This is a genomic window from Chthonomonas sp., assembly GCF_035294505.1.
Classification (GTDB): Bacteria; Armatimonadota; Chthonomonadetes; order Chthonomonadales; family Chthonomonadaceae; genus Chthonomonas.
Genome location: NZ_DATGKU010000195.1, coordinates 15977 through 41330, shown reverse-complemented (window position 1 = coordinate 41330; position 25354 = coordinate 15977). Strand labels below are relative to the sequence as shown.

The following is a 25354-nucleotide window of genomic DNA, read 5'->3' as shown; positions in this document are numbered from 1 at the left end:
TCTGCAGCCCCACTCCCTTCCGCTCAGAACCGGTGGGAATGGAAACTCAAGATTTCTCGCCTTCGGCTCGAAATGACATGTGTTCATCTCGCCTTCGGCTCGAAATGACAGTTGTGGTATCGGCTCGAAATGACATGTGTTCATCTCGCCTGCGGCACGAAAGGACTGTTGTTGATCTTGCCTTCGGCTCGAAACGACGGTCGTATCACCAGTTCTTCAAGTCCCCACCCCCCCCGCCCCTCAAGGCCGATACAGGGGGCCCCAGAAAATCGAAAGATTTTCTGGGGTAGGGCGCCCTTCCCCTCCCCCAATTTGGGAGAGGGGCACCTCGCGGTGGGCGTCCTCGCGGACGGCGCCTTTGCGGCCTGTGTCGTTCCCTTAATCGCCTATCTCCCTGGCCGCTGCATCGCCGTGCGCTAGCACCTCCCGAATCGGGGAAAAGGAGAGGATAGGGGGCGAACAAAGTCGGCTTGTTTTGTAAACTACCTCTAGAGCCACAGAATTGGCAGTTGCTACAGCCCCATCCCCTGCCCCTCAAGGCACACACCCTCGCCCTCAGAACTGGTAAGAATGGAAACTTAAGATTTCTCGCCTTCGGCTCGAAATGACAGGTGTGGTATCGGCTCGAAATGACAGTTGTTCATCTCGTCTTCGGCTCGAAAGGCCAGTCTTATCATCGGTTCTTCAAGGCCGACAATCGCCTATCTCTCTGGCCGCTGCATCGCCGTGCGCTAGCACCTCCCGAATCGGGGGAAAGGGCGGGATAGGGGGCGAACAGGGTCGGCTTGCTTTGCTGACTGCCTCTAGAACCGACGAATGAAGCAAAAAAACTAAGAGAGAAGCTCCTCCACGAAGTTACGAAACCGCGCGTTTGCGGTTCGATAGTCAAACCGTAGAGCGATGGGGCGTGCGTTGGCCGCACGCTCACGCACCTCCTCCCACGTGAGGGCATCGAGCCACAAGGCGCAACGACGGTGAAGTTCCGGATCGGCCGGGTGATAGGGGGGAAGCGGCCAGCCTGCCGGCGCCACATAGTCGTAATAGCCCGGAATGGGGCTCATGACCACGGCCACCCCAGAAGCCAGGTATTCTGGTAGCTTGGTGGTGAGCCGGAAACTGCCGAGTCTGTCCAACGTTTGCGTGATGAACCCGACGTCCATGGCGTGAAGGGCGCAAGGTACTCTCTCTCGAGGAAGCCGCCCGGTAAATCGGGCGCGTTCTCGCAGGGGAGCCGGCACGGCTGCCTTCAGTCGCTCCAGCCCGCTCCCATCCCCCACAATCAGCATGGTTACATCGTCACGTTGCAAAAGCTTGAGGGTTTCTATAAGTTCCAGCCCGTAGCAGTAGCGTTGGCGCTCCGTCCAATTGAGGCTGCCCACCACGCCACACACCAGGTGCTGCTGCGGAATATCGAGGGCGCGTTTCGCCTCCTCACGCTGTTGGGCGGTAGGCACGGTGAACAGACTAAGGTCTACCGCCCCCTCGATGGTGATTCCTCTAGGCGCTCCCAAGTGCAGGGCGACGCCGGTGAGGTAAGGCGTCCAACCGATAAAGCCCACACAGTGGCGATAGAGGAGTTTTTCGTAAATTCCAAAAACCCAGCCGTAGAGGCGACCTTGAGTCACCAGAAAAAAACCGCCTACCGGGTCACCGGACGAAACAAGGTAGCGTAGCCCACGGCGCCTCGCCTCCCAAATGAGAGGCAAACCTCCGGCGATGCCCGTTCCCTCCAAGTAGACCATGTCCCAGGGAGCCGAGCGGAGCAGGCGATGCACCTGCTTCATGGCAGCGCGGCGCGGCAGTTTACGGTCTACATCGTGATAGGTGCACTCCGCGGCAAGGCCTTCTGTAAGGCGCCGCATGCGGATGGCATCCTGTCCCCCGCCGGCGGTGGCGATGCAAAGCAGGCGTCTCATGAGGGGTGCAGCTCCTCGAAAAGGGCGGTGTATTGGTCAGCCATTATCTCCCAGGAGTGGCGTTCGGCGATGGCGCGCCCGGCGCGCCCCATGGCCTTAAGGCGTTCCGGTTCGGCGAGAAGGGAGCAGAGCGTTTCGGCCAGGGCCGACACGTCGTTGGGGTCGGGCAGAACGACCCCGCTTTCGGGGGTGATCAGCTCACAGCCGCCGGCCGTCTGGGCGGTAACGATGGGCAGGCCGGAGGCCATGGCTTCCAGCAGGGCGAGCGAGCAGGCTTCGTAGCGAGAGGGAAAGACGAAGAGGTCTGCGGCGCGCATCAGCTTTGGAATGTCGCGTCGAAAACCGAGAAAGTGCACCCGTTCGGCCACCCCCAGCTTCTCGGCGAGCGCGGGAAAGGGGCTGTTATGCGTGTCGCCCGCCACGGCCAGATGCAGTTGGGGAACCTGCGCCAGGGCGGCTAGCACCGTATCCAGATTTTTACGATAGGTGCGGATATCTCCTGCAAAGAGACCTATAGGTATGTCTTCTGGCAAACCTAACTGGGATCGGCTTTCCTCGCCAGGGTAAAACTCCGCAATATCTACTCCGTTAGTGATCTTTCTTATCTTTTGCGGTGGTATCTTTAGATATTTCCATAAGTCTTCTTGCACCTGTTTAGAGACGGCGACCAGCACTTTTGACTTTTGAAATGCATCCCGTTCTAGACGAGCACTAAGGTGGTTATAGAGTTTGCGATAAACAGCATGATAAAAAGGAATATTGCGTTCATTGGCCAGATAGCTTTGAGAGGGTAGCCGCTGATTATGTATAAAATGAACAGCATTCACATCGGCGGGGTAAAAACTGGTGAACCCGTTTAGCTTGATGATGTCGAATGCATTGCGACGTTTCCGAAGCGTTCGTGTAGCAGCCAATGCAAAAACCATATTGGCGACCAGCGTAGAGTACCTTTTCGGCCAGGGATGTCTCAGCCAGGTAACGTTTGGGTGCTCCAAAAGCTCTGGGGCAACCTCCGCGGCCAGCAAAGTGACCTTATGGCCGTGCCGAAGGGCACCGCGAACGACCTCGTAGTTTACGCGTCCGTGGCCGTCGTTTTTACGGATGCGATGTAGGGCAAGGGCAATATGCATAGCTTCCCTCTAAAATGCCGACTCGTTCTGGGCGGACGGCGCTTTAATAGGCCGCGCCGGCACACCTACCACCGTTTCTCCGTCCGCCACATCCTTCGTCACCACGGCGTTGGCCCCAATTTGGGCGCCATTGCCGATGCGTAGCCCGCAGTCCGGTTTGGCGATGATCTTGGCTCCAGCTCCGATCAGCACATCGTCCCCGATCTCGATGTAGTGAGGCGAACCGATCCAGGTAGATGCCGCCAAAGCGACCTTATGGTCGTGCCGAAGGGCACCGCGAACGATCTCGTAGTTCACGCGTGCGTGGCCGTCGTTTTTACGGATGCGATGCAGGGCAATTGCGATGTTTATGACTGTTGATCTGTCATCAACGATACCACATGCTATTGAACCGGTGCCGCCGTTGAAGCGGAGCCTCTATGGATCGGCTGCAACCTTTTAGCGCCGAAGAGCTGTACATACTCTCGCTCCAGCGCGCCGATGCTGAACCACACCAGCATAGCAACCGCGTAGTTATCGCCGTTGAGCCAAGCGTTGAGAGAGGTGATAAGCACACCCAGAATCGCCAGGGTTGCAAAAGAGCGAGAATAATGCCAGACTTTGAAAGCACACCACAGCGTTGTCGCGATGAAGAGCAGATAGATGATGCCTCCAAGGGGCCCGAGTGCGAGGAACATGTTGGACCAGTCTATCTCCATATTGGTGGCTGCTTGACCGAATTGGTAGCCTGCCAGGGTCACCGTTCCTAAACCAAGCCCGAGCGGGTGTTGCAGACTGGAGGTTACTCCATAGAAAGCCGACTGGATATGGATCTTTGCTGTTGATTGGGTTGGGTCAGCAGGATTGGAGAGGCCTTCCACTTGATGCTGAACAAGGGATTCCTGGCTGGGACTTAATGCGAGGTTTTGCGCGCTTTTGACCCCGTAGATCAGTCCGGCCCCGCCGATGAGGGCGGCCAAGGCAAGGCGCGGAACCCAGGCTTGCATCGAGCGCCCTCGAACGCTCCATAACACAATGACGCCCATGAGAGAGAAAACGATAGGGGCCCGAACGCCACTATAAAACATGCCGGCCAGCAGAAGGAGAGGAAACGGCAGCACCCACCATCTGCCCGATAAGAGGAAAGCCACTGTGAGAACACAACAGAGGGCCAGAAAGGAGGGATATTCGCCTGCAGAGGTAAAGAACGACATCGGACGAATCGCTCCTCCGGTGTTAATAGAGGTATAGTTCGGATCACTCGCCAGCCACATTCGCTCCCCTTTTGTGAAGCCGTAGAGGGTTTGGTAGGTACCGTAGAGTGCCCCGCAGGCCGCAATGATGAGGGCTATCGTATAGAGCGTTCGCAACGTTTTGCGATCTCCGAGGTCGCGGCCGACAAAAGACCAGAGCACCGGAATCACGAGAAACATGGCGCCGCCTAAAGCCACCGTCACGCCGCCTTGGCTTGGGTTGAGGAGGCCAATGGTGAGCATAAGGCCTAACAGTACCGCACGCACCTTAGCGATCGGGTTATCGAGGGGGATTTGAAGCCGCAGGAGTTTTCCAAACCAGATGAGGCCAACGGTAAGTGGTATCACCACAAGCAAGGGGTCTACATGGAACTCTCCCATAATGGGGATAAGGTTGCGTCGCACGCCCCCTAAAATAGAGAGGTAAATGAGGGCAAGTATCGGGAATGCTGAAGAGCGGCGGAGGGAGAAGAAAAGGATGAAAAACGCTCCCGCCATAAGGCAGCGTAGGCCCAGCATCGAGTTGATGACAAAGGGCATGGCGCCGAGGAGAAGGATAGAAGGAATGAGTATCTCCAACAGGGATACTTTCCGCTCACCACCCCCGGCGCCGGGAAGGCGAAGGACGTAGTTCTCTGAAAACAGGTCACTATCGGTTGTGCGTATCGTCAATTGGGTCTCTCCCTCCCACTCTCTATCCGCTCAGCAGGGTCTGCACGGCCTTCACGAAGCGCTGGGCGTAGCGCTGAATGGAAAACTCTTGCGCCCTTCGGCGGGCGGCCTCTCCCATCTGGCGCGCAAACTCCGGGTTCTGCAGGTAGCGCAGCACGGCTTGGGCAAGCGCTTCCGGCTGCCCATAGGGCGCGAATAGGCCATCCACGCCCTCGGTGATGATCTCCCGCGGCCCCCCCTCGGCCCCGGCCACCACCGGCTTCCCTAACGCCATCGCCTCGATAACCACGATGCCGAACGGCTCGTTGTCGGAGGCGTGCACAAACACATCACACGCTTGAATCCATTGTTCCACATTTTTCTGAAAACCCGCAAGAATCACGCGGCTTTGCAGCCCCAAAGCCCCTATGCGCTGCTGCAGGTAGGCGGGGTAGTCCGGTTCCAAAGCGTGCTCCCCACCCACGATCACGCAGTGAGCGTCGGGGAAGGCCTGAAGTATAAGCGGCATGGCCTCGATCAGCGTGTGCATCCCTTTCCAGCGTTGCAGCCTCCCCACCATGCCGATCAGCGCTCCTGTGGTGGGAAGCCCGAGTTGTTCCCGTAAAATGGAAGCTGGCTCCAAAGCGAGAGGGTCAAAGCGTTGAAGGTCGGTGCCAGGAGGCACAACGAGCATGGGGCGGTGGGGTCGCAGTTTTGTCTGTTCATCCGCCGCTTTTTGCGAGGTTGCCACTATCCCTTTTGCGGGGATGCGAGCGATGGCGCGATCCCAGGTGTTGTTTAAAGCGGGAATGCCGTGCTGGTACCACAGCGCCGGAGTATGCGTGAGCCAAGCGGCCGGGCCAGCGTAAAGATGGGCTTTACTCATCCAGCTGAACACGCAATCGGGGCGAACACGCCGTATCTGTTTTACAAGAAAACGGAGGGTTTTTAAGTATTGGTAGGGCTGTCGTATACGCCCGGCAGCTGTGGCGCAGGTCGGCACACCCAGGCTCTCAAGCTGTAGGATGAGGGGGCCTTCCGGTTGCAGGAAGATCGCTTCCCATTGCGCCAGGTTCAACCCTGCACGCAGAAGGTCTACAAGGAGCAGTTCCGCTCCACCACGCTGTTCTGCTAGAGGCATGACGATGAGTATGCGCACGGATTAGTCTCCGGTATAGGCTTCTTATGTTGTTGTCGCAGGTTCTGCTGACACATGTTGCATCGCTTTTACCATCTTCTGTCTTCGTGTGCTTATAAAGGGATGCTCGAAGACTAGGTAAAAGAGATAGGCGAACCCGATCTCTATGGCGCTGCCTGTAAGAAAAAGAAGAGGATGGAACTCGGCAGACAGATGGAGTTTTTGCATGAAATGATGGCTAATTCCCTGAAAGATCGTGTGCGTTATGTAAAGACTGTAGGAGAAAACACCGATTTTGAAAAGCGGCCGTAGGAACATCATCGTTGTGGTATGGCTGTCAAAACGATGCAACGAGATCAGAAGGAGTGCGAACAACCAACTGATGAGAAATTGGGGGAATAGCGTTCTCGCAAAGACAAAGCCTAGTGAGAGGTGCGGTTTGAAAAGACTCAAACCGAGGATGCCTAGGCCGGTCAAAAACAGCATGAAACGGGGGCGGTGGGATGGAAAGCGTAGCCAATCGTAAACGAGGATGCCCAAACCGAACTGTGGCCACAGGTTCAGCGGATAGACATAGTGAGAGAAGGCTAGCAGGTAGAGGAGGCAGAGCAGGGTAAGCCCGTGAAGAATTCGTAACAGGGTCTCTTCATCTTTCCGGTATTGCACCACCCACCACAAAGTGGCACCGACAATGAGATAGAAGGCAACCTCGTAACAGAGTGTCCATGCCGGCAGGATAAAGGGAATCTGGTGGAACAGGACAGCAGTAAGCGTAAAATTGTAGCCTAAAAGCAGTAACATCTCCTGTGGAGCTTTAGGCGCACGAAGAAGATGCTGTTGCTGTAAATTCTGTGCCGTCCGTCCGTGCGGGTCTAAAACGAGGGCCGCTGAGGTCACAATAAGCGCCAGAATTAAAGCGGCCCAATAGGTTGGAAAGATACGCCGGATTCGGGCCTTCAAGTATTTCAAGGGCTTTCGGTCACGGTGCAGATTAGTCGCCGCAGCATTTATAATGCAGTATCCGCTAATGACAAAGAACAGTTGTACCCCTAGATAGCCCTGCTGCATAAGACGGTAGAAGAGGCTATCGCTCAGAGCACGGTAGAAGGACAAGATAACGGCGGACAGGTGAAAGCCCATAACCCATAGGCTAGCGACCTCGCGCCACGCGTCGAGCGTATAATAGGGGCCGAGTGTCTTCGATTGGCTTTTGGTCGTAAGGAGTTCTAAATCGTCATTCATTGCCTACCTCTTGGGCTAAATGGCTTATAAGCTGCGCTCCGATCTGCTCCCAACGAAAGTGGGCCTCATAGAACGTCCGGGCCTCCAACCCAACGGCCGTTCGCCGTTCGGGGTGGAGGGCGAGCTGCGTAACGGCATCGAGAAACGCCTCTTCGTCCTCTACAGGAGAAAGCAAAAACGCCTTGCCGTTGGCCGGCGGCCAAAGAGAGTCGGTATGCACTCCGATGGTTCCCACCGAAGGAAGCCGATGGGCTAACGCCGTGATGTAGCTGCTGCGTCGGGTGGAAACCCCATCCACGAAGGGGGCAAGATAGATGTCAATGGCCGAAAGGCGCAGCGAGGCTTCCTCAGGAGGGCAATGACCCTCGGCAATGATCGGCAGGTTGTCGAAAAGGGCGCACATCTCTTGGTTGTTGGGGCCGATATAGAGAAACAGAGAGGGGATCGAGCGGCTCTGAAGTCGTTTCAGCGCGTCATGGAAGCGATTCATCAAAAGGGCCCCGTGAACCGTTCCGAAGTAGCCAAGCACCAGTGTATCCGATGGGATAGAAAGCCTGGTGCGCGCCTGATCGGGCGGAATGCCCAGGTAGGGAACGTTGGAACCGACCGGCAGGTGAAGGGGGCGCGGGCCCCCGCGCCATCGGGCGAGCTGCTCATGCCACCAGGCCTCTATCGAGATGAAGCAGCGCTCGGAGGCACGCCAAAGCTCCCTTGCCTGAAGCCGTTGCCAGGTGGTCATAATGGCGAACTTCCAGTGGAGAACCGGCACAAAGGTTTCATGAAACATCACGGCGAAATGGATGCCCTGCCGCTTTACAGCCCGCATGGCATAGGGCAGCCAGGGGTTGAAGCCCCATCGCCCATAGCTGAAGGGATTGTACTGAAGCAGCAACCAATCGAGCTTATAGTCCGCCGCCACCTTCGCGAGGTTGAGAACGCTTTTGGGATGAGAGTAGGAGAAAGGGGTGGCGATTTCGACCCCGGGAATGGGGTGGAAGGTGCGCTCCTGGGGAATAAAGACCGCGATGCTGTGCTGCGCCTTCAGCACCTGCACCAGGTTGACGATATAATCCCCGATGCCGTCGCGTTGCGGGGGCAGAGCCGGAGCGATGATCCCTAGACGCATCCTAAGGCCTCCTCACCGGCGTTGGCGCGGTGTTTTGGTACCAGGCCTCCAGCCTCTGGGCGAGGAAGAGCGAAAGCGGAGGTAAAAACACGATTGCGAGCAGGTAGAACACGGTAGCCGTCTGCGTCGTTATCGAAAGGTTGAGGGCATCCACCAGAAATCCTATCCATAGGTACTGCCACACGATAATCCAGAAAGAATGCCGCCCCACAAAATTGAGGAAACGTCCTAGTAGGGCCGTATCAAGGGTGGGAAGACGTTGTCGCAGAAGGCTCATTCCGCAGAAGACAGCGGTGCCCAGGGCGCCGGCACTGAGCAGGTAAAGCAGGCCGGGAACCGGTGTGAGGGCGGCTAGACTTCGCCAAGGCTCCTTCACGGCAACCACGCGAAGAAGGTTGCCCCCGACAGCCACCAGCAGAGCGAGAGGCAGGACGGTGCGCACCCAACGCTGACGATTTTCCGCATGGATGTAGCTCCAGCCCAGCAGAATGCTGAACACGAGCAGCGGCGCATAACCGAAGACAGGGAAGGTGCGCGCATCGGGCTGCACTCCAAAAACCATCTTCCACCAGCCTGAAACGGCGGTTGGAGTGTGCCTTGCTAGAAAGTTGCCGACAAGGTTCATCCCTGAGGCGCCGAGCAGAGCAACTACCGGATTGGCAACGAGGATGTTGACGATTTTCGGAAACAGGAGAACACATAGAAGATAGAGCAGGAACGAAAGAAAAAAATCGCCTGCCTTCGGCACGTTGAGCAATAGCAGCATGCGGAGGACGACGGAGCCGATCTGCCCTCGAGGCAGGTGGGCTAGCATCATGAAGTTGCCTCCGAAAGCGATGAGATAGTAGCCCAGCAGGATCATACCGGCTTGCCGCAAGAAGCGCTTCCTTCCTTCGGGGCGTAGCAGCAGACCTCGATGGCAGATAATTGCTTGAGCCATACCGAAGCTCATAAGAAAGCCCACATAGCAGAAATAGATGCCGCCCATCGCCAGCGTAGCTGCCCATGAAGGTGGGTTGTCCATGTGGAATTCGCCATGTGTAAGACCCATGTAGCAGATGGCGAGCGCTCGAAACCAATCGATCTCCGGCAAGCGCCGGGGCGCCGTGGGGCGATCGGTTCGTTGTGCTGGAGATGGTGGCAAAGCGACCTGCAACCTGCGGCTCCTTTCCGCTAAGAATGGAATCCTTCTTTTTAAGTATAGACGGTTTGCAGGGAAATCTTTATCTCCGTTCGGTCAGATCGGAATTTACAGGAGGGCAACCCTCTTTCTTTCTGGGACGGCAGGGGCTAGGAGATAGATGATGCGCGTAGTTAGCCACCTGATGCACGAAGCTTTTGAAGGATTCTTTGTTGCATGAGACTCGGCATAAAGCTGATGACTAGGCTCATGGCACCCTTCGGATTTGGGTGATCTTGTAGAGCGCGTAGAAGATACTGTCTTGCCCTCGTTCCCTGACCGTAGGCTAAGTACGTATTCGCCAGTATCCTAAGAGAGATAGCTCGCTGTCTCTTTAGCGTTGCACGATACGAATGGAAGTCAGAATCGGAAAGGAGTGCGTTGTAGTAGTAGATAAAAGAGTGATTCCACTCCAAGGCGCGCTCCAAACTGCCAGAACCGGCACCTGAAGTGCAGGAACGACCATGAACGCGATATCTTGTGAGGCGTTCCGGAGTGTAGTAGGCCGCTTGGCCCTTGCGGCAGGCTAAATAGCCCGTCCAGCGATCATAGCAGGTGCCGACTTCGAGGGGAATGCCTTTTTCTCGAAGGATGCTGCGGCGAAATAGGCTGGCCTGAGCACAGGGGATAGTAGATTGAACCATAAGTTGGTAGAAGGGCTGATGAAGCCCGGGTGGGAGCACATTACGGGCGTATCGTTGAAACAGAGTGTCGGTCAGAGTAGAGTCAATGGTACCATTTTCATCCATTACGTAATGATCAGAAAAACTCACGGTAATTTCTGGGTTTTGCATCATCGGGGCGACAACTTTTTCGAGAAATGTCGGTTCCCACATATCGTCATCGTTCAGATAGGCAAAAAACTCCCCACGCGCCTCCATGAGCGCGGCACGAATGTTCGCGCACATTCCTAAGTTGGTTTCATTGCGTCGGTATCTCAGGCGTGAGTCCTTGAAACCGGCGACAACGCTTTCTACATCCTCGGTGCTGGCATCATCAGAGATGATCATTTCGAAGTGAGGATAGGTCTGTTTTAGGGCGCTTTCGATAGCTTGTTTTAGGTAATGCGTGCGATTGTACGTCGTGGTGATGATGCTTACCAGACCAGGTTCTGTAGGCAGTTGTTGCATTGCCCGTCTCCCAATTCACTGTTTTAACATTATAGACGGTTTGTCAGGAAATTTTTATCTCCGATTGGTATATAGCCCGAAAGCGGTTCGGTAGGAACGCGAGATTTGTGGAGGGACGGCAGCTCCAGGCCTTATAAGCCCGATAGCGATTCTGGAGTTCACAGGCGTCTGCATGAGAGGAAGCTTCGCCTGACCGCGAGTTTAGCCTATAATATACACAATAACCTTATTCCGTGACGGGCGAAAACGGGTTTGTCCTCAAGGTTGTGCGACCAGGAGGGAGAGCTGTGTTCTGTCCGAGCAAAGAGAGGCCTTTTGCGGTTACGAAAGGGCGTTCCATAAAGCCATGCTAGCCTGCACACAAGCTTTTGGGGTGGGTGCTCCGGGAGGAGGCTCTCGCATCTTAAGAGCCTTGTTAAAAGATGCGCCTAAGCCTGTTCTTTCCATCTGTCTGGGGGTGAACCCTCCTCCACCCACCGCGTTCGTCCCTGAACTGCATCTCCCTCCAAGGCCGCTTTTAGGGCGGCTCGAGGCGACGCGTCTGCGTCCCTACTTCGACTATCTGCTGCGTGATCAGGCAAAGCAACAGAAGCGCCTGGCCGTGCTCTGTTTCGAGAAAGGCATTGATCGGATCCATGCCATCGCCCACGGCCCCGATTTCTGGGTGTCTTATCGGGTAGCAAGGGAGAGGCATCTGCCTCTGTTTCTCACCGTGCATGATCGGCTTGAATATAACCTCGCTTCAGATTTCCGACTCGCGTATTGGCAAAAATGCTTGGGGGAAGTTTGGCAAAATGCCGATGCACGGATGGTGATCTCGGAGGAGATGGGCGATGGGCTAGATGCCCTCTACGGCAAACGCCCCTGGACGGTGGTGACGGATGGCTTGGAGCGCATTCACCCCCTTCGCGAGAGACCCAAAAACAGCTTTCGCATCTACTTTGCCGGCGCCATTCATCTTAGCTATGAGGCCACGTTTGCCGCGCTCGCCAAGGCGCTTGCCCTTATTCGGCAGAGGCATCCGACACTGTCCGTTTCGCTGACCGTACGCGGCAGCGCCGTTCCCGATTCTTTTCGTGGGCTGCCGGTGCGTGCCTTGCCGTGGGCCTCCGAGGGGGAAGTGGAAAAGGATATGGAGGAGGCCGATCTGCTCTATCTGCCCCTTCCTTTCGGCCCGGAGTATGAGATGTTTTGGCGCTACAGCCTCTCCACAAAGTTGGTGACCTATTTGGGCAGCGGCTTGCCCATTTTGTACCACGGGCCCTCGGAGGCGGCTGCAGGGCGCCTGCTGTCGCGGCATCAGGCGGCCGTGCTTGCCACGAGTCTGGAGCCGGAAGCGGTGGCACGGTGCCTGCTTGAGGCCGGCGAGTGTGCGCCGCAGATCGTGGAGAACGCACAGCAATTGGCGCGCTCACAGTTTATGCTGGAGGAGCAGCGCCGCAGATTCTGGACGATTGTGGGCGGAGGAGGGAGCAAATAAGAAACTCTCTCTGCGATATATTGTCTCCGAAGTCGTTCTCCATATAACCCATCATATCATTGCTTGCATTCCCTCCCATTGGGTTCGCCTACTCTTCTATCGCCGCGTAATGCGATTTCAGATTGGACAGGACAGCTACATCTTCATGGGCGCTTGGTTTGATATGCGCGGCAACTTTGTTATGGGGGATCACTGCGTTGTCAACCAACGTTGTCGCCTCGATACCCGCGGGGGTATCTACATCGGCAACAACGTTTCCATTTCCGCCGAGGTCTGCATCCTCACGGCCGATCACGATCCGCAAAGCCCCACTTTTGCCGGCAGAGTGGGGAGGGTATCTATTCAGGACTATGCTTTTATCGGCACCCGCGCACTGATCTTACCGGGGGTGACCATTGGGGAGGGGGCGGTGGTGGCCGCCGGCGCTGTGGTGACAAGGGATGTGGCTCCCTACACCATCGTTGCCGGCGTGCCCGCGCGCAAGATCGGGGAGCGCTGCCGCTCGCTCAACTACACCATCTCCTATGGGCGTCTTTTCTGTTAACACGTGGCGAGACGCGTCGCCCTCTTCCAAGCCTGTCTTGTTATTTGAAGAGCTATGTTTCTAAGGAAGTCATTGTGAGGCAGCTTCTTCCGGTATCAGTGGGACATGGCTATGATCGTGGCCCAGCTTTTCGGGTTGAAACGCCACCACCGCCCAATCCACCCGTGGCCACATCGTCTGCAGCCATTTGACCACGCGAATAAGCGTGTGGTCGCTAACCCCGGCCTTCTTTGCCCCTGAGAGCCAAGTATAGACCTGCCCTTCAAAGGTGTTGGAGTACCATACCGGAAGGGCATTGGGGTTCATCGAAGGGTCCCAATGCTGCGCCTGAGGCGTCTGCCACGGAGTAAACCACTGCGACACCGTGTACTCCTCGTTCTTTGCCAGCCAACTCTGTATCATCGCATCCACAATCTGGCTCTGGAGCGCCTGACTTAGGGTGGTCTTGCCCCAGTTCTGCAGATACATTACAAAGAAGATACTATCCACTCTCCAAGGGTTCCATCCGGGGTCGTTGCTGTCCCACCGAGTGTTCATTACATACCCTATCCCGTTATCGCGCTCCTGGCTGCCCTTAATTATCAGGGCGACTACTCGCAACCACTGGCTCTCTCCTGTTACTCGACCGGTGCCGGCAATGACTGCCGGAATATAGCCCCAGTCCACGGGTACATTCCCATAGCCCTTGCCGTTGCCCGGATTGAGGATGAGTTGCATCCAGTACCAAGCATCGTTCAGATATTGGTTCCCTGCCCAACTGCCTCCTAAAGGTGTCGGTTGGCTCAAGAGCTTATTTCCGTTGGCATCGCGTAAAGCTCCATCTTCAATATGGAGAGCTTTAGAGGAGGTATCGAAGGCGAAGGCATTCGACCAGGTCAACGGCTCGATACGGTCGTTGGAGGAGGAGCCGATGTTGGTGAATATCGCCTTCCCCATCGTGTCAAGCCCAAACCGTTGCTGGATTTCCCATGCCCGCACCATGCGCCACTGAGCCAATGAGTAGATGACCTCCGCCTTCTGTTGGTCTGTGGTCACATCCGAAGCCAACTGCGGTAACCATGTCAGCTTCCCTGTAGTCCAAGCATCTTGGTCTGTTTTAAAGTCGGAGGTCATGAGAGGGGCTCCATCGGGTCGGGTACCTCCCAAAGGCTTGCTTAGATACCGGTTGAAGTTATTTTGGAGGTTATTGAGGATGCGGAAGTAACGTCCTGACCAGGAGGTAACGAACGGGCTGGTGGTGTTGGCCGGGGCGTAGAAGTTGATGGTATAGTCTACGGGAGACATGGTGGGCAGCCAATGGTTCCAGTCGAGGAGGGGCATGTCAATGGGCAGTTCCCGCATGTTTAAATAACCGTGAACGTTGGTCACCTTGAGCATATCCGCCAAAGTGGGGACGCTTCCCTTAGAGGGGGGAAAGAGATAGGGCAGCATGGCCGCATCGTTAGGGAGGACGGCGTCAATGCCGGCTCCTGCGGCCCACTCCTGAGCGCCATGGCTATCTAACCCTGGGCCTGGCTGATAGGGTGGGTTCCAGGGTCTTGCGTACTTGCTGCCGTAGGAGGCGGGGAGGGAGCGGATGTAGCTTGCGATCTGCTCACCCTGTTGGTAGGAGAGGCCATGGAACATGCTGCGGACGATGATGGAGGTGTTGGAGTAGTTGAAGTATTTGAGGTCTCGTCCGTCGGTGGCATGGCAGTCTCCGCAGTGCGCCTTGATGGTGGGGGCGTTGGGCAGATCGTTTAAGACGAGGGTGGCGCTCTGCCAAAGTGCCTTCCCCTCGGCAATATCCTTCGGGTCGTCCAAAGGCGGCTTCCATTTCGCGGGGTCGTCCCAAACGTATTGGGGCACAGGCCCGTTCTCAAAGTGCACCCCCAGCACGCGATAGCCCGAATTAATGCCGTTGCTGTGGTTAAACCGAAAGGTGATGGTGTTCTCTCCGATTCGCAGCCAATCGCGGTTAAAGGGCACTTTGAGGTCAAACAGCGTGATGGGGCTGCCTCCAATGCCCCCGAACTTGCCCGAAATTCCCGGCCCCACAATCGTGCAGTGCGCGTTATCCAAAGGAATCCAGGCGCCGTTGTTGATTTGGATCGAAGCCTCTTGTTCATCCTCTAGCCCATGAACGCGCAGGGATAGGATGGGCAGGGTGGTGGAATCGGCCATCAGCTTGATGCGAACCGTGGTACCATCCGGCCCCATCACCTCGAGCGGCATGGTAAGTGGGGGGACATCCGCTGCCGCACGTTGCGGCACCCAAAGGGGCAGGGCAAGCCCCACGAGCAGCAGGAGCAGCGGCAGAAGCCGCCTAAATACGATAAGGGCAAGTGGATTCCGTTGAATATGGGAATGCCGAATGGGTCGCATCTCTTTATAGGTCCTCCTGGGAACCGATCGCGATCAGTTCTCTTTACCCCTGCTGTGCCCAGAACGGTTCCTTGTAAAGTATACTGCCAAAATCGCTCTTTGCTCCACGCCAGGGCAGAGGAGGGCTTGTTGCGGGTGCACGAGGTGCGAATCGCCTCCTGATTCTCTGGACAGAAACAGGGGAGCTTACCGTGACAGTAAGCTCCCCTGCCGTTTATCTTCCCTGGTAGGGTGCTACTGAGCCGTGATCTGCACCGGTTTCAGCGGTACATTATTATGATAGTATCCCGTCGCTTGCGGGTTATAGGCCACGGTGTGCCAATCCACACGAGGCCACATGGTGTTCAGCCAGTTCACCACCGAATCCACCGTTGTGGTAGAGACACCCGCGGTGAGAGCGCTCTGAAGCCAGGTATAGACCTGCCCTTCAAAGGTGTTGGAGTACCATACCGGAAGGGCATTGGGGTTCATCGAAGGGTCCCACTGCTGCGCCTGAGGCGTCTGCCACGGAGTAAACCACTGTGACACCGTGTACTCCTCGTTCTTTGTCAGCCAACTCTGTATCATCGCATCCAGCACTTGGGCTTTCACCTGAGAACTCACCTCACCCTGCCCCACATTCAGCCAATAGAAGAGCTTTTGCAGGTAGTCCACTCGATAGGGGTTCCAGCCGGGGTCGTTGCTGTCCCACCGAGTGTTCATTACATACCCTATCCCGTTATCGCGCTCCTGGCTCCCCTTAATGACCAGGGCAACTAAGCGCAACCATTGGCTCTGTCCTGTAACCTGCCCGGTACGTGCCGTTACATCGGGGATATAGCCCCAGTCCACGGGTACATTCCCATAGCCCTTGCCGTTGCCAGGATTGAGGATCAACTGCATCCAGTACCAATCGTCGTTCAGATACTGGTTCCCAGCCCAACTGTTGCCCAAAGGCACACCTTGGCTCAGTATCTTGTTCCCCGATGCGTCCGTAATGGTGCCATCTTCCGTGTGCAACGCTTTGGGAGCTAAGTCGAAGGCGAAGGCATTCGACCAGGTCAACGGCTCGATGCGGTCGTTAGAAGAGGAGCCGATGTTGGTGAATATCGCCTTCCCCATCGTGTCAAGCCCAAACCGTTGCTGGATTTCCCATGCCCGCACCATGCGCCACTGAGCCAACGAGTAGATGACCTCCGCCTTCTGTTGGTCTGTGGTCACATCCGAAGCCAACTGCGGTAACCATGTCAGCTTCCCTGTAGTCCAAGCATCTTGGTCTGTTTTAAAGTCGGAGGTCATGAGAGGGGCTCCATCGGGTCGGGTTCCTCCTAATGGTTTGCTGAGGTAGTGGTTGAAGTTATTTTGGAGGTTATTGAGGATGCGGAAGTAACGTCCTGACCAGGAGGTAACGAACGGGCTGGTGGTGTTGGCCGGGGCGTAGAAGTTGACGGTATAGTCTACGGGAGACATGGTGGGCAGCCAATGGTTCCAGTCGAGGAGGGGCATGTCAATGGGCAGTTCCCGCATGTTCAAATACCCATGAACCGATGTGGCCTGTGCGTTGATGCCGTTGGGGAACAGGTAAGGCAGCATAGCCGCATCGTTGGGGAGGACGGCGTCAATACCGGCCCCTGCGGCCCACTCCTGAGCGCCATGGCTATCTAACCCTGGGCCTGGCTGATAGGGTGGGTTCCAGGGTCTTGCGTACTTGCTGCCGTAGGAGGCGGGGAGGGAGCGGATGTAGCTTGCGATTTGCTCACCTTGTTGGTAGGAGAGGCCATGGAACATGCAGCGGACGATGATGGAGTAGTTGGAGTAGTTGAAGTACTTGAGGTCTCGTCCGTCGGTGGCATGGCAGTCTCCACAGTGCGCCTTGATGGTGGGGGCGCCTGGAAGGCTATTCAGTTTCAACGTGGCGTTCTGCCAAAGCGCTTGGCCGGCAGCGATGTCGGCGGGGTCGTTGAGCGGTGGCTTCCAGGTAGAGGGGTCGTCCTGCGTGAACATGGAGGCGGGCAGCACGTTGCTGCCATCGGCGTGGCGGAAATTGAAGTTTAACACCCTCCACCCGCTGTTGATGCCGTTGGTTTGATTGAAGCGGAAGCTGATGAGGTTTACCGCTCCTACTTTGGGAATATCGTCTGCGGGCAGCGGGATGGAGAGGTCGAAGGTGGAGATGGGGCTTCCGCCGATGCCGCCAAAATCGCCGGCAATGCCGGGTCCGAGGATGGTGACATGTTGGTTATCGAGCGGAATCCAAGTTCCGTTGTTGACGCGCACGCTGGCCTCTCCTGGGTACTCCACACCATGCACCCGCATAACCAGGGTGGTGATGGGGGTGTTATCGGAGGAGGGAGGGGCGAAGAAGCGTACACTCGCACCGCCTGAAGCGGTTCCGAAGACCTCTATCGGCAGAGTAATCGCCTTGCTATGTTGGGTCGCCGCGCCCAACCCGGCCACGACGGCGCAGAGGGCGAGGCCGTTTCGCCATGCTTGTCGGATGGGTTGAGAACGGGGGCGGCGGTTCAGTTTGGTTTTGGTGAGATATGTCAAAAGCATCGTTTGCTTCCCCAATTCGTTGTTGCTATTTAAAGCAGAAAGAGGGAAGCGGTTGTTACTGCAAGGTCCTGCACCTTTTAACCTGCTGGTTCTCCTCTTTCTGCACTGGGGTTCTTCCATTCGGTGGGGAATGAGCTGCCTAGTAGGGGTGCGGGAATTTGGGCTGAGGGGTTATAGGCTCTCTGTGCTAGAGGCCATTCGTGGAGCAAGCCCATCTTTTCGCCCCTATCTCATCCTTTCCATCCTTGCGGACAGCAACGCACTTGAAGAGCCGGCGAGATAAACAACTGTCATTTCGAGCCGAAGGCGCCTGTCATTTCGAGCCGGAGGCGAGAAATCTTGGGTTTCAGCCCTAGCGGCCTTGAGGGGAAGGGCGTCGGCCTTGAGTTGCCCACCGCGAGGTGCCCCTCTCCCCAATGGGGGGAGGGGAGTGGGGGTGGGGGCTTGAAGAGCCGGGGATACGCCTGTCCTTTCGAGTCGCAGACGAGATAAACAACTGTCATTTCGAGCCGAAGGCGAGAAATCTTAAGTTTCCATTCCCACCAGTTCTGAGGGAAAGGGCGCTGAGGGGAAGGGCGTCGGCCTTGAGGGGAAGGGGTAGGGCTGAGATGTAAGGGCACCTTTGTCACAAAATACGGCGTGAAGAGATGCTGCGTGTCTGCTTTTGACGAGAGGAGGAGACATAGTTGTAAAATGGTTTGAACTGCGGTAGCATATAAGGCACGCCAAAAAGAAGAAGCTTTTACTTGGAAGGAGAGATTATGGCCGCCGTCGATCCGAGAGTGTTTCGGAACTACGACATACGGGCGCTTGTTCCCGAACTGGTAGATGAAAAGAGCGAATTCTATGCGATGTTGGGCGACCCTAAGGCTTTTCTCGCCCCATTGGATACGGAGGGGGTAACCCAGATTGGGCGCGGCCTGGCCTGCCTGTTCGGCGCCCCTAAAGTCTATATCGGCTACGATGCGCGCCTTTCGGGGCCGGCGTGGGCACAAGCTTTGGCCGAAGGGTTTGCCAAACAAGGGGTGGATGTGGTGCTGCTGGGGCGGTGCACCACCGACACCATCTACTATGTGTCGGGCAAATACAACCTGCCGGGCGTGGAGATAACGGCCTCGCATAGCCCCAAAGAGCTGAACGGGATGAAGATGGTGCGCGGCGGCGCACAGGTGATCGGGATGGGATCGGGCATGGAGGAGCTGCGGGATAGGGTGCTGGCCGGGCAGTTTCCGCAGGCAGAACGCGAAGGGCGCATTGAGGAACAGGATATTCTGCCCGAGTATGTAGACCACCTGATGCAGTTTATTGACCCGGAGAAGGTACGTCCACTGCGCATTGTGGCCGATGCCGGCAACGGTGTGGGCGGGTTGCCGGCCCATGAGATTTTTCGACGGATTCCTCAGCTTACGGTGACGGAGCTGTTTTTTGAGCCGGATGGCCACTTCCCCAACCACGGCCCCAACCCCTTCGAGCCGGAAAACATTGTGACCTTGACGGAGGAGGTGAAACGCCAAGGGGCCGACCTGGGGGTGGCATGGGATGGCGATGCCGATAGGGTGTTCTTTGTGGATGAGACGGGCAAACCGATACCGGGCGACTTTATTACGGCGCTGGTAGCCCGCCACTTCCTCCAGCGCTTTCCGGGTGCCACCATCGTCTACGATATTCGGGCCTCCTGGGTGGTGCCGGACTGGGTAAAAAAGATGGGGGGTGTGCCCGTCTCCGAGCGCGTGGGGCACTCCTTCATCAAGCGCACCATGCGGGCCCACAACGCCGTGTTCGGCGGGGAGGTCTCCGGTCACTACTACTTCCGCGATCACTTCTATGCCGACAACGGTTTCATCCCCATGCTGGCCGTGCTTCAGATGCTGAGCGAAAGCGGAACCACCATGAGCCGGTTGATCGCGAGCCTGGGAGAGTACTACATCTCCGGCGAGATCAACTCCACGGTGCCCGATGTGCAGGCCGTGCTCGAGCGCATTAAAGAGCGCTATGCCGATGCCAAGCTCGATTTCCGCGACGGCGTTACCGTGGAGTATCCCGATTGGCACTTTAACGTGCGGCCCTCCGCCAACGACCCCGTGATCCGCCTGAATCTGGAGGCCAAAAGCCAGCAGGAGATGGAGCGGCGACGTGATGAGGTTTTGGCCCTCATTCGGGGACAGGCCTAAGCGAAGGAGCAGCAACGATGGACGATCTGCGTCACCAACATCTGGTAGAGACGGAATGGCTCGCCGAGCGGATAGCAAAGGGAGACGATAGCCTGCGCGTTGTGGATATGCGGGGGAAGGTGGCGCTGGAGACGCAGCCGGATGGCACGCAGACCTCCCGCTATCTGGGGGCACGCGACGAGTATGAGCGTGGCCATATCCCCGGCGCCATCTACCTAGACTGGACGAAGGACATCGTCGCCGAAGACGATCCGGTGCCGGTGCAGGTGGCCTCTTTCGAGAAGCTCGCCAAGGTGTTTGGGGAGGCCGGCATCGGCAACGAGCACCTGGTCATCGCCTACGACGACCATCCGGCCTCCCAATTTGCCACGCGGTTGTGGTGGGTCTTGCGCTACTGTGGGCATGAGAGGGTGCGCGTGCTGAATGGAGGGTGGAACAAGTGGGTGAGGGAGGGACGGGCGATCTCCATAGAGAGGCCCTCTTACCCCGCGGCGAACTTCGTTCCCCACCCACAGCCCCAATGGCGCATAATGGCGGAGGAGCTAAAGGCGCTGCTGGGCACCTCCGTTCAGATTGTAGATGCACGCGATGAGGGGCAGTATGAGGGCAGAATACGTCGTGGCCCGCGAGCCGGACGCATTCCGGGCGCCCTCTCGCTGCCGCGGGAGCATTTGGTGGGGCCGGATGGCTGTTACCGCCCCACCGAAGAGTTGCGCAAGCTGATTGAGGAGCTGCGCCTTCAGCCCGATCGGCCTGTGGTGGCCTATTGCAACGGCGGTGTGGCGGCAACGACCGTGCTGTTCACGCTCTCCATGTTGGGCTATACCCACTTGATGAACTACGATGGCTCCTGGAACGAGTGGAGTGCGCGTTCCGATCTGCCGGTGGAGGTTTGAAGCAGCCGCAGGCTGCCATGCGTATCTTCTTAGTGGAGACTCCGCCTCGGCTCTCTGGAGGGAGCCGTTTCCCTTCCTCTCCTCGGCGCTGCCGCCCTCTCGCGGCTGACGGTTGAATACGACCAAAACCTTCAATTTATTTAGGAGTAGATAACGTTTATGCCTCACCCACAAGCCGGAAAACTGCGCGGAATCCTCACCGCCATCAACACACCTTTTCATCCGGACGGGCGCTTAGCGCTGGAATATATGCCCACGCTGCTCGATTTTCAGAGAGCGGCCGGTATAGATGGGGTGATTGTGGCGGGAACGAACGGCGAGGGCACCTCGCTTTCGGTTGCCGAGCGCAAGCAGCTGCTTGAGACCGTAATGGCGCACCGTGGCGATCTGCTGGTGGTGGCCGGAACCGGAGCCTCTGCGGTGACCGACGCGCTCGATCTCACCCTTCATGCCGCCGAGGTGGGGGCCGATGCGGTTTTGGTGCTGCCGCCCTTCTTCTTCAAAAATCCAACCGATGAGGGCGTCGCGGCCTACTTTCGCCCGCTGCTCGAACATGTGGATATCCCCTTGCTGCTCTACAACATTCCGCAATATTCGGCCGTCCGCATTACGGATGAACTGATGGCTCTTCTCTCGGACTACCCGAACCTTTCGGGGGTAAAGGACAGCACCGGAGATTGGGAAAGCTCCCGCCATTTTATTGAGCACTACGCCCATCTGCGCATCTTCACAGGGAGCGACCGGCTGTTGGCGCGTTCCTTGCGCCATAAGTCGGCGGGCGGCATTTCGGGTGCGGCAAACTGCTTCCCCGAAGTCATCGTTGCCGCGAGAACGGCTTGGGAACGGGGCGATGAGGCCGGGCTGGACTCGGCTCAGAGGCGCATTGACGCCCTGCTGGATATATTGCATCGCTACCCGCCCATGGCAACCAGCAAAAGCGTTTTGGCCCATCGTGGGTTGCCGCGCCTCAGCGTGCGCCCGCCTTTGGTAGACCTTACACCCTCTCAAGAGGAGGCGTTGCTGGGCGAGTTGCGCGAGGCCGGTTTTCTGCCGGCATAAACCTATCTCAAAGGAGGTGTATGGCATGAAAGCGATTGTGGTTCCAACCTTCACGAACCCACCCACGCTGCGCTATGAGGAGGTGCCCAAGCCGCAAATAGCCGCGGATGAGGTGCTGGTGCGGGTTCAGGCAACGAGCGTAAACCCCGTGGATACCTACATCTGCACGGGGGCGGCGCAAAGCTGGCTAAACCTGAAACTGCCTCTTATACCTGGGGCCGATTTTGCCGGCGTGGTGGAGGCGGTGGGCAGCGATGTGAAGGACGTGAAGCCCGGTGAGGAGGTCTATAGCTACTCGCCTTTACAACGGCTTGGCGCCTTTGCAGAGTATTTGGCCGTTCCTGCCGCCATTGTGGCCCCAAAGCCACCAAACCTCTCATTTGAAGAGGCGGCCTCGCTGCCTATTGTGGCGCTAACGGCTTGGCAATCGCTCTTCGAGGCCGCGCAGCTGAAAGCGGGACAGAAGGTGTTGATTCACGCGGCGGCCGGCGGGGTCGGAACTATGGCCGTTCAGCTGGCCAAGGCGCACGGGGCCTATGTCTACGGCACGGCCTCCACCGGCAATATCCCCTTCTTGAAGGAGCTGGGGGTGGATGCCCCCATTGACTACACCAGCACCCCCTTCGAACAGGTGGCCAAAGAGGTGGATGTGGTGTTCGATATGGTGGGCGGAGAGACGTTGATGCGCTCTTTGCAGACGCTGAAGCCCGGCGGCTGCCTGGTCTCCATTGTGGGAGGTAGCGCCAACCCCGATGTGGCCAAAGAGGCGGAGAAACGAGGCGTGCGCTATGTGTACGTGCTGGTACGACCGGATAGGGCGCAATTACAGCACCTGAATGAACTGATCGCTGCGGGCAAACTGCGCCCCATCATTGCCAAACGCTACGCCCTGGAGCAAGCCGGCGAGGCGCTGGCACAGGTGGCCACGCGGCATACGCGCGGTAAGGTCGTGATGCACGTTCCCTAGACTATAAAGAACGTCTCGCGGGGACTGTCCGGCTTTAGCCGAGCGGGAGAAGCCAGAACCGTATTAGGCAGGCAAGCGCGTACACGCTGACTCCGAACCCAAAACGCTTGCAATCCGCTTGCCTGCCGTCTGAAAACCTTGCGCCCCCGCACTCCTCTCTGGGTTAGCCGGTTCGCCTTGCCTTTGAGTAACAGAAGGCACTCGCCATCGAAACCCTAACGGGCAATGACATCCCGAAGCGAGGTTGATGTCATCCCGAATGAGGGGAAGGGCGTCGGCGTTGAAGAGCCGTTGGATAGGCGACTTTCATTTCTCGTGAGATAGACGCCTGTCCTTTCAAGCCGAAGGCGAGATGAACAACTGTCATTTCGAGCCGAAGGCGAGATGAACAACTGTCCTTTCGAGCCGAAGGCGAGAAATCTTGAGTTTCACTGTCCCCCAAGCTTTGAGGAGGTGGGGGTGGGGTTGTAGAGTGCCGGCTTCACGGTTCTAGAGGTAGTTTGTAGAGCAAGCCTGCCTTGCTCGCCCCCTATCCCATCCTTTCCCCCGATTCGGGAGGTGCTAGCGCACGGCGATGTAGCGGCTAGAGAAAGAGGCGATTAAGGGAACGACACAGGCCGCAAAGGCGCCGTCCGCGAGGACGCCCACCGCGAGGTGCCCCTCTCCCTGATGGGGGGAGGGGAGTGGGGGTGGGGGTTTGAAGAGCCGACGATACGACTGTCATTTCGAGCCTAAGACGAGATAAACAACTGTCATTTCGAGCCGAAGGCGAGAAATCTTGTATTTCAATTCTCATCAGCTCTGAGGGGAAGGGCGCCCTGTTCCAGAAAATCGCAAGATTTTCTGGGGACCCCTGTATCGGCCTTGAAGTGGGAGATATTGCCACCTCGAAGCGAAGCGAGAGGGAACAGGGCGAACGGCCAGTCGCCCTCATGTTCCGGCAGGAAGCGATCGCGTTGAGTTAGGGACAAGCCACCTCGTTCACGGGGCGGTAGTTGACGGTTAAGCGTAGACCTCAAAAAGCCCGGCGGCGCCCATACCGAGCGCGGCGCACATGGTAACCAAACCATAGCGCGCCTTGCGCCGGGCGCCCTCATAGAGCAGGGTTACCGTCTGACGAGCACCGGTAGCGCCAAGGGGATGGCCTAGGGCGACCGCGCCCCCGTTCACGTTGACGCGCTCCATGGGGAGCGGATAGAGTTTATTGGCCGCCAACACCTGGGCGGCAAACGCCTCGTTGAACTCGATGAGATCGATCTGCTCGAGGCTGATGCCGTGTCGTTGCAGCAGTTTCGGGATGGCGTAGGCGGGCGCAATGCCAAACTGAACGGGGCTTACGGCCACCGTGGTGTACCCAACAAAGCGCCCGAGCGGCTTTAGATGGAGCTTGTTGGCACGCGCTTCGCTGGTGAGCACCAAAGCGGCGGCGCCGTCGCTGCGTTGGGAGCTGTTGCCGGCGGTGAGGATGCCATCGGGGGTAAAGGCCGGCTTCAGCGCCGCCAAGGCTTCGAGGGAGGTGTCGCGCCGAGGCCCCTCATCTTTTTGAAAAAGAAGAGTCTCGCCCGCCTTGTCGGTGATGGGAACCGGCTCGATCTCGGCATCAAAAAGCCCCTTGTCCTGGGCCGCAATGGCTTTCTGATGGCTGCTCAGCGCAAACCGGTCGGCCTCCTCTCGGGTGATGGCGAACTCTTTGACCAGCTGTTCCACCGAAGGCCCCATACCGAGGTAGATGTCGGGGCGTTTTTGAGCCAACACAGGGTTGGGACGTAAAGAAGGTCCCATAAACGGAACCAGGCTCATCGACTCGGTGCCGCCGGCTATCACGGTTTCGGCCTGGCCGGTGGCGATTTTGGCCGCTGCCAAGGCGATGGCCTCCAGCCCGGAGGCGCAAAAGCGGTTGATGGTCAGTCCGGGTATCTCCTCCGGCAGGCCGGCACGAAGCGCTGCAATGCGCGCGACGTTCAAACCCTGCTCGGCTTCGGGAGAGGCGCAACCTAAAATAATGTCGTCTACCGTATGAGGGGCGATGCCTGCCCGGCGTAGGGCCGCCTCCAACACAATGGCTGCCAGATCGTCGGGGCGCGTCTCGCGGAGGGCGCCTTTGCCCGCTTTCCCAATAGGCGTTCTTACCGCGCTTACAATAACAACAGATTCCATAAGAACTGAGACAAGGGGACGGTCGTCACCAGGCGACATAGGGAACTGCCTCGTCACCTTTTGGGGCGACGAAAAACCGCCTAAGCCGATCTATTCCCTTGTCCACTCCTCCTTTCTTCGCTGATGTTTTTTTGATGTCTACTTCCCTATACGCATCCAACGCACCGTTCCTATCGGCATCGCCGACGGTGCGGCGCACTGCGCCTTCTCGTTCGAAGCCAACACAGGGGTCTCCAGAAAATCTTGCGATTTTCTGGGGTAGGGCGCCCTTTCCCTCCCCGTACACGGGGAGGGAAGGCCAGCTTCCCCCCGCGTGCGGGGGGATGAGAGGGGGGCTTTGGCGTCAGCATTTTGTAGCCCCCCACCCCCACTCCCCTCCTCCTATCAGGGAGAGGGGCACCTCGCGGTGGGCAACTCAGCGGCCAGCCTAGTTTCC

Annotated in this window: 18 protein-coding genes; 6 read left to right on the top strand and 12 right to left on the bottom strand. The window is 57.5% G+C overall.

The genetic code is table 11. The features are described from left to right. Positions 1–830: 830 nt before the first annotated feature. The 9 genes from VKV18_RS12145 to VKV18_RS12105 all read right to left on the bottom strand — a co-directional run bounded on the left by VKV18_RS12145 (position 831) and on the right by VKV18_RS12105 (position 10745). Positions 831–1916 carry a glycosyltransferase gene (locus tag VKV18_RS12145; RefSeq protein WP_324204468.1) on the bottom strand — a complete coding sequence of 362 codons (1086 nt, stop codon included), beginning with the start codon at positions 1914–1916 and terminating at the stop codon, positions 831–833. Beyond that, positions 1913–3046, bottom strand: coding sequence for a glycosyltransferase family 4 protein (locus tag VKV18_RS12140; RefSeq protein WP_324204467.1), 1134 nt, complete (start codon positions 3044–3046; stop codon positions 1913–1915). Before VKV18_RS12140 ends, VKV18_RS12145 begins: the two co-directional genes overlap by 4 nt. A gap of 9 nt (positions 3047–3055) precedes the next feature. Then, complete coding sequence (locus VKV18_RS12135) at positions 3056–3343, bottom strand: DapH/DapD/GlmU-related protein (protein WP_324204466.1); 288 nt, start codon at positions 3341–3343, stop codon at positions 3056–3058. 86 nt (positions 3344–3429) lie between these two features. Then, entirely contained in the window at positions 3430–4950 is a 1521-nt protein-coding gene (locus tag VKV18_RS12130; RefSeq protein ID WP_324204465.1) for a hypothetical protein, read from the bottom strand. A gap of 22 nt (positions 4951–4972) precedes the next feature. Beyond that, positions 4973–6088, bottom strand: coding sequence for a glycosyltransferase family 4 protein (locus VKV18_RS12125; protein ID WP_324204464.1), 1116 nt, complete (start codon positions 6086–6088; stop codon positions 4973–4975). A 24-nt stretch (positions 6089–6112) separates the two neighbouring features. Further along, on the bottom strand, positions 6113–7309 hold the full coding sequence (locus VKV18_RS12120) for an acyltransferase (RefSeq protein ID WP_324204463.1): 1197 nt from the start codon (positions 7307–7309) through the stop codon (positions 6113–6115). Next, the gene (locus tag VKV18_RS12115) at positions 7302–8435 is read right to left on the bottom strand and encodes a glycosyltransferase (protein WP_324204462.1); all 1134 of its coding nucleotides are present in this window, start codon (positions 8433–8435) and stop codon (positions 7302–7304) included. The genes VKV18_RS12120 and VKV18_RS12115 overlap by 8 nt, the downstream gene beginning before the upstream one ends. A 1-nt stretch (position 8436) precedes the next feature. Further along, positions 8437–9591 carry a hypothetical protein gene (locus VKV18_RS12110; RefSeq protein WP_324204461.1) on the bottom strand — a complete coding sequence of 385 codons (1155 nt, stop codon included), beginning with the start codon at positions 9589–9591 and terminating at the stop codon, positions 8437–8439. A gap of 158 nt (positions 9592–9749) precedes the next feature. Further along, the gene (locus VKV18_RS12105) at positions 9750–10745 is read right to left on the bottom strand and encodes a glycosyltransferase family 2 protein (protein WP_324204460.1); all 996 of its coding nucleotides are present in this window, start codon (positions 10743–10745) and stop codon (positions 9750–9752) included. Positions 10746–11091: 346 nt separating this feature from the next. Between VKV18_RS12105 and VKV18_RS12100 the strand changes: the two genes are divergently transcribed. Both VKV18_RS12100 and VKV18_RS15855 read left to right on the top strand, forming a co-directional pair. Further along, positions 11092–12225: a glycosyltransferase gene (locus tag VKV18_RS12100; protein ID WP_324204459.1), complete on the top strand. Its 1134-nt coding sequence runs from the start codon at positions 11092–11094 to the stop codon at positions 12223–12225. Positions 12226–12370: 145 nt separating this feature from the next. After that, on the top strand, positions 12371–12769 hold the full coding sequence (locus tag VKV18_RS15855; protein WP_345786414.1) for an acyltransferase: 399 nt from the start codon (positions 12371–12373) through the stop codon (positions 12767–12769). A 69-nt stretch (positions 12770–12838) separates the two neighbouring features. Here the strand turns inward: VKV18_RS15855 and VKV18_RS12090 are convergent, their stop codons facing one another. Continuing rightward, complete coding sequence (locus VKV18_RS12090) at positions 12839–15133, bottom strand: hypothetical protein (RefSeq protein WP_324204458.1); 2295 nt, start codon at positions 15131–15133, stop codon at positions 12839–12841. A 234-nt stretch (positions 15134–15367) separates the two neighbouring features. Next, a complete protein-coding gene (locus tag VKV18_RS12085) occupies positions 15368–17668 on the bottom strand; it encodes a hypothetical protein (RefSeq protein ID WP_324204457.1) in 2301 nt (766 codons plus the stop codon). Positions 17669–18429: 761 nt separating this feature from the next. Between VKV18_RS12085 and manB the strand changes: the two genes are divergently transcribed. From manB to VKV18_RS12065, 4 genes are all read left to right on the top strand, one after another. Next, positions 18430–19839 (top strand): phosphomannomutase/phosphoglucomutase, encoded by a 1410-nt coding sequence (gene manB, locus VKV18_RS12080; RefSeq protein ID WP_324204456.1) that lies wholly within the window; start codon positions 18430–18432, stop codon positions 19837–19839. Positions 19840–19856: 17 nt separating this feature from the next. Next, a complete protein-coding gene (locus VKV18_RS12075) occupies positions 19857–20735 on the top strand; it encodes a sulfurtransferase (protein ID WP_324204455.1) in 879 nt (292 codons plus the stop codon). Between the two features lie 159 nt (positions 20736–20894). Next, positions 20895–21794, top strand: coding sequence for a dihydrodipicolinate synthase family protein (locus VKV18_RS12070; RefSeq protein WP_324204454.1), 900 nt, complete (start codon positions 20895–20897; stop codon positions 21792–21794). A 25-nt stretch (positions 21795–21819) separates the two neighbouring features. Further along, entirely contained in the window at positions 21820–22761 is a 942-nt protein-coding gene (locus VKV18_RS12065; protein WP_324204453.1) for an NADP-dependent oxidoreductase, read from the top strand. A 1002-nt stretch (positions 22762–23763) separates the two neighbouring features. On the opposite strand, the gene VKV18_RS12060 is transcribed toward VKV18_RS12065, so the two are convergent. Beyond that, entirely contained in the window at positions 23764–24918 is a 1155-nt protein-coding gene (locus VKV18_RS12060; protein ID WP_345786415.1) for a thiolase family protein, read from the bottom strand. Positions 24919–25354: the final 436 nt, after the last annotated feature.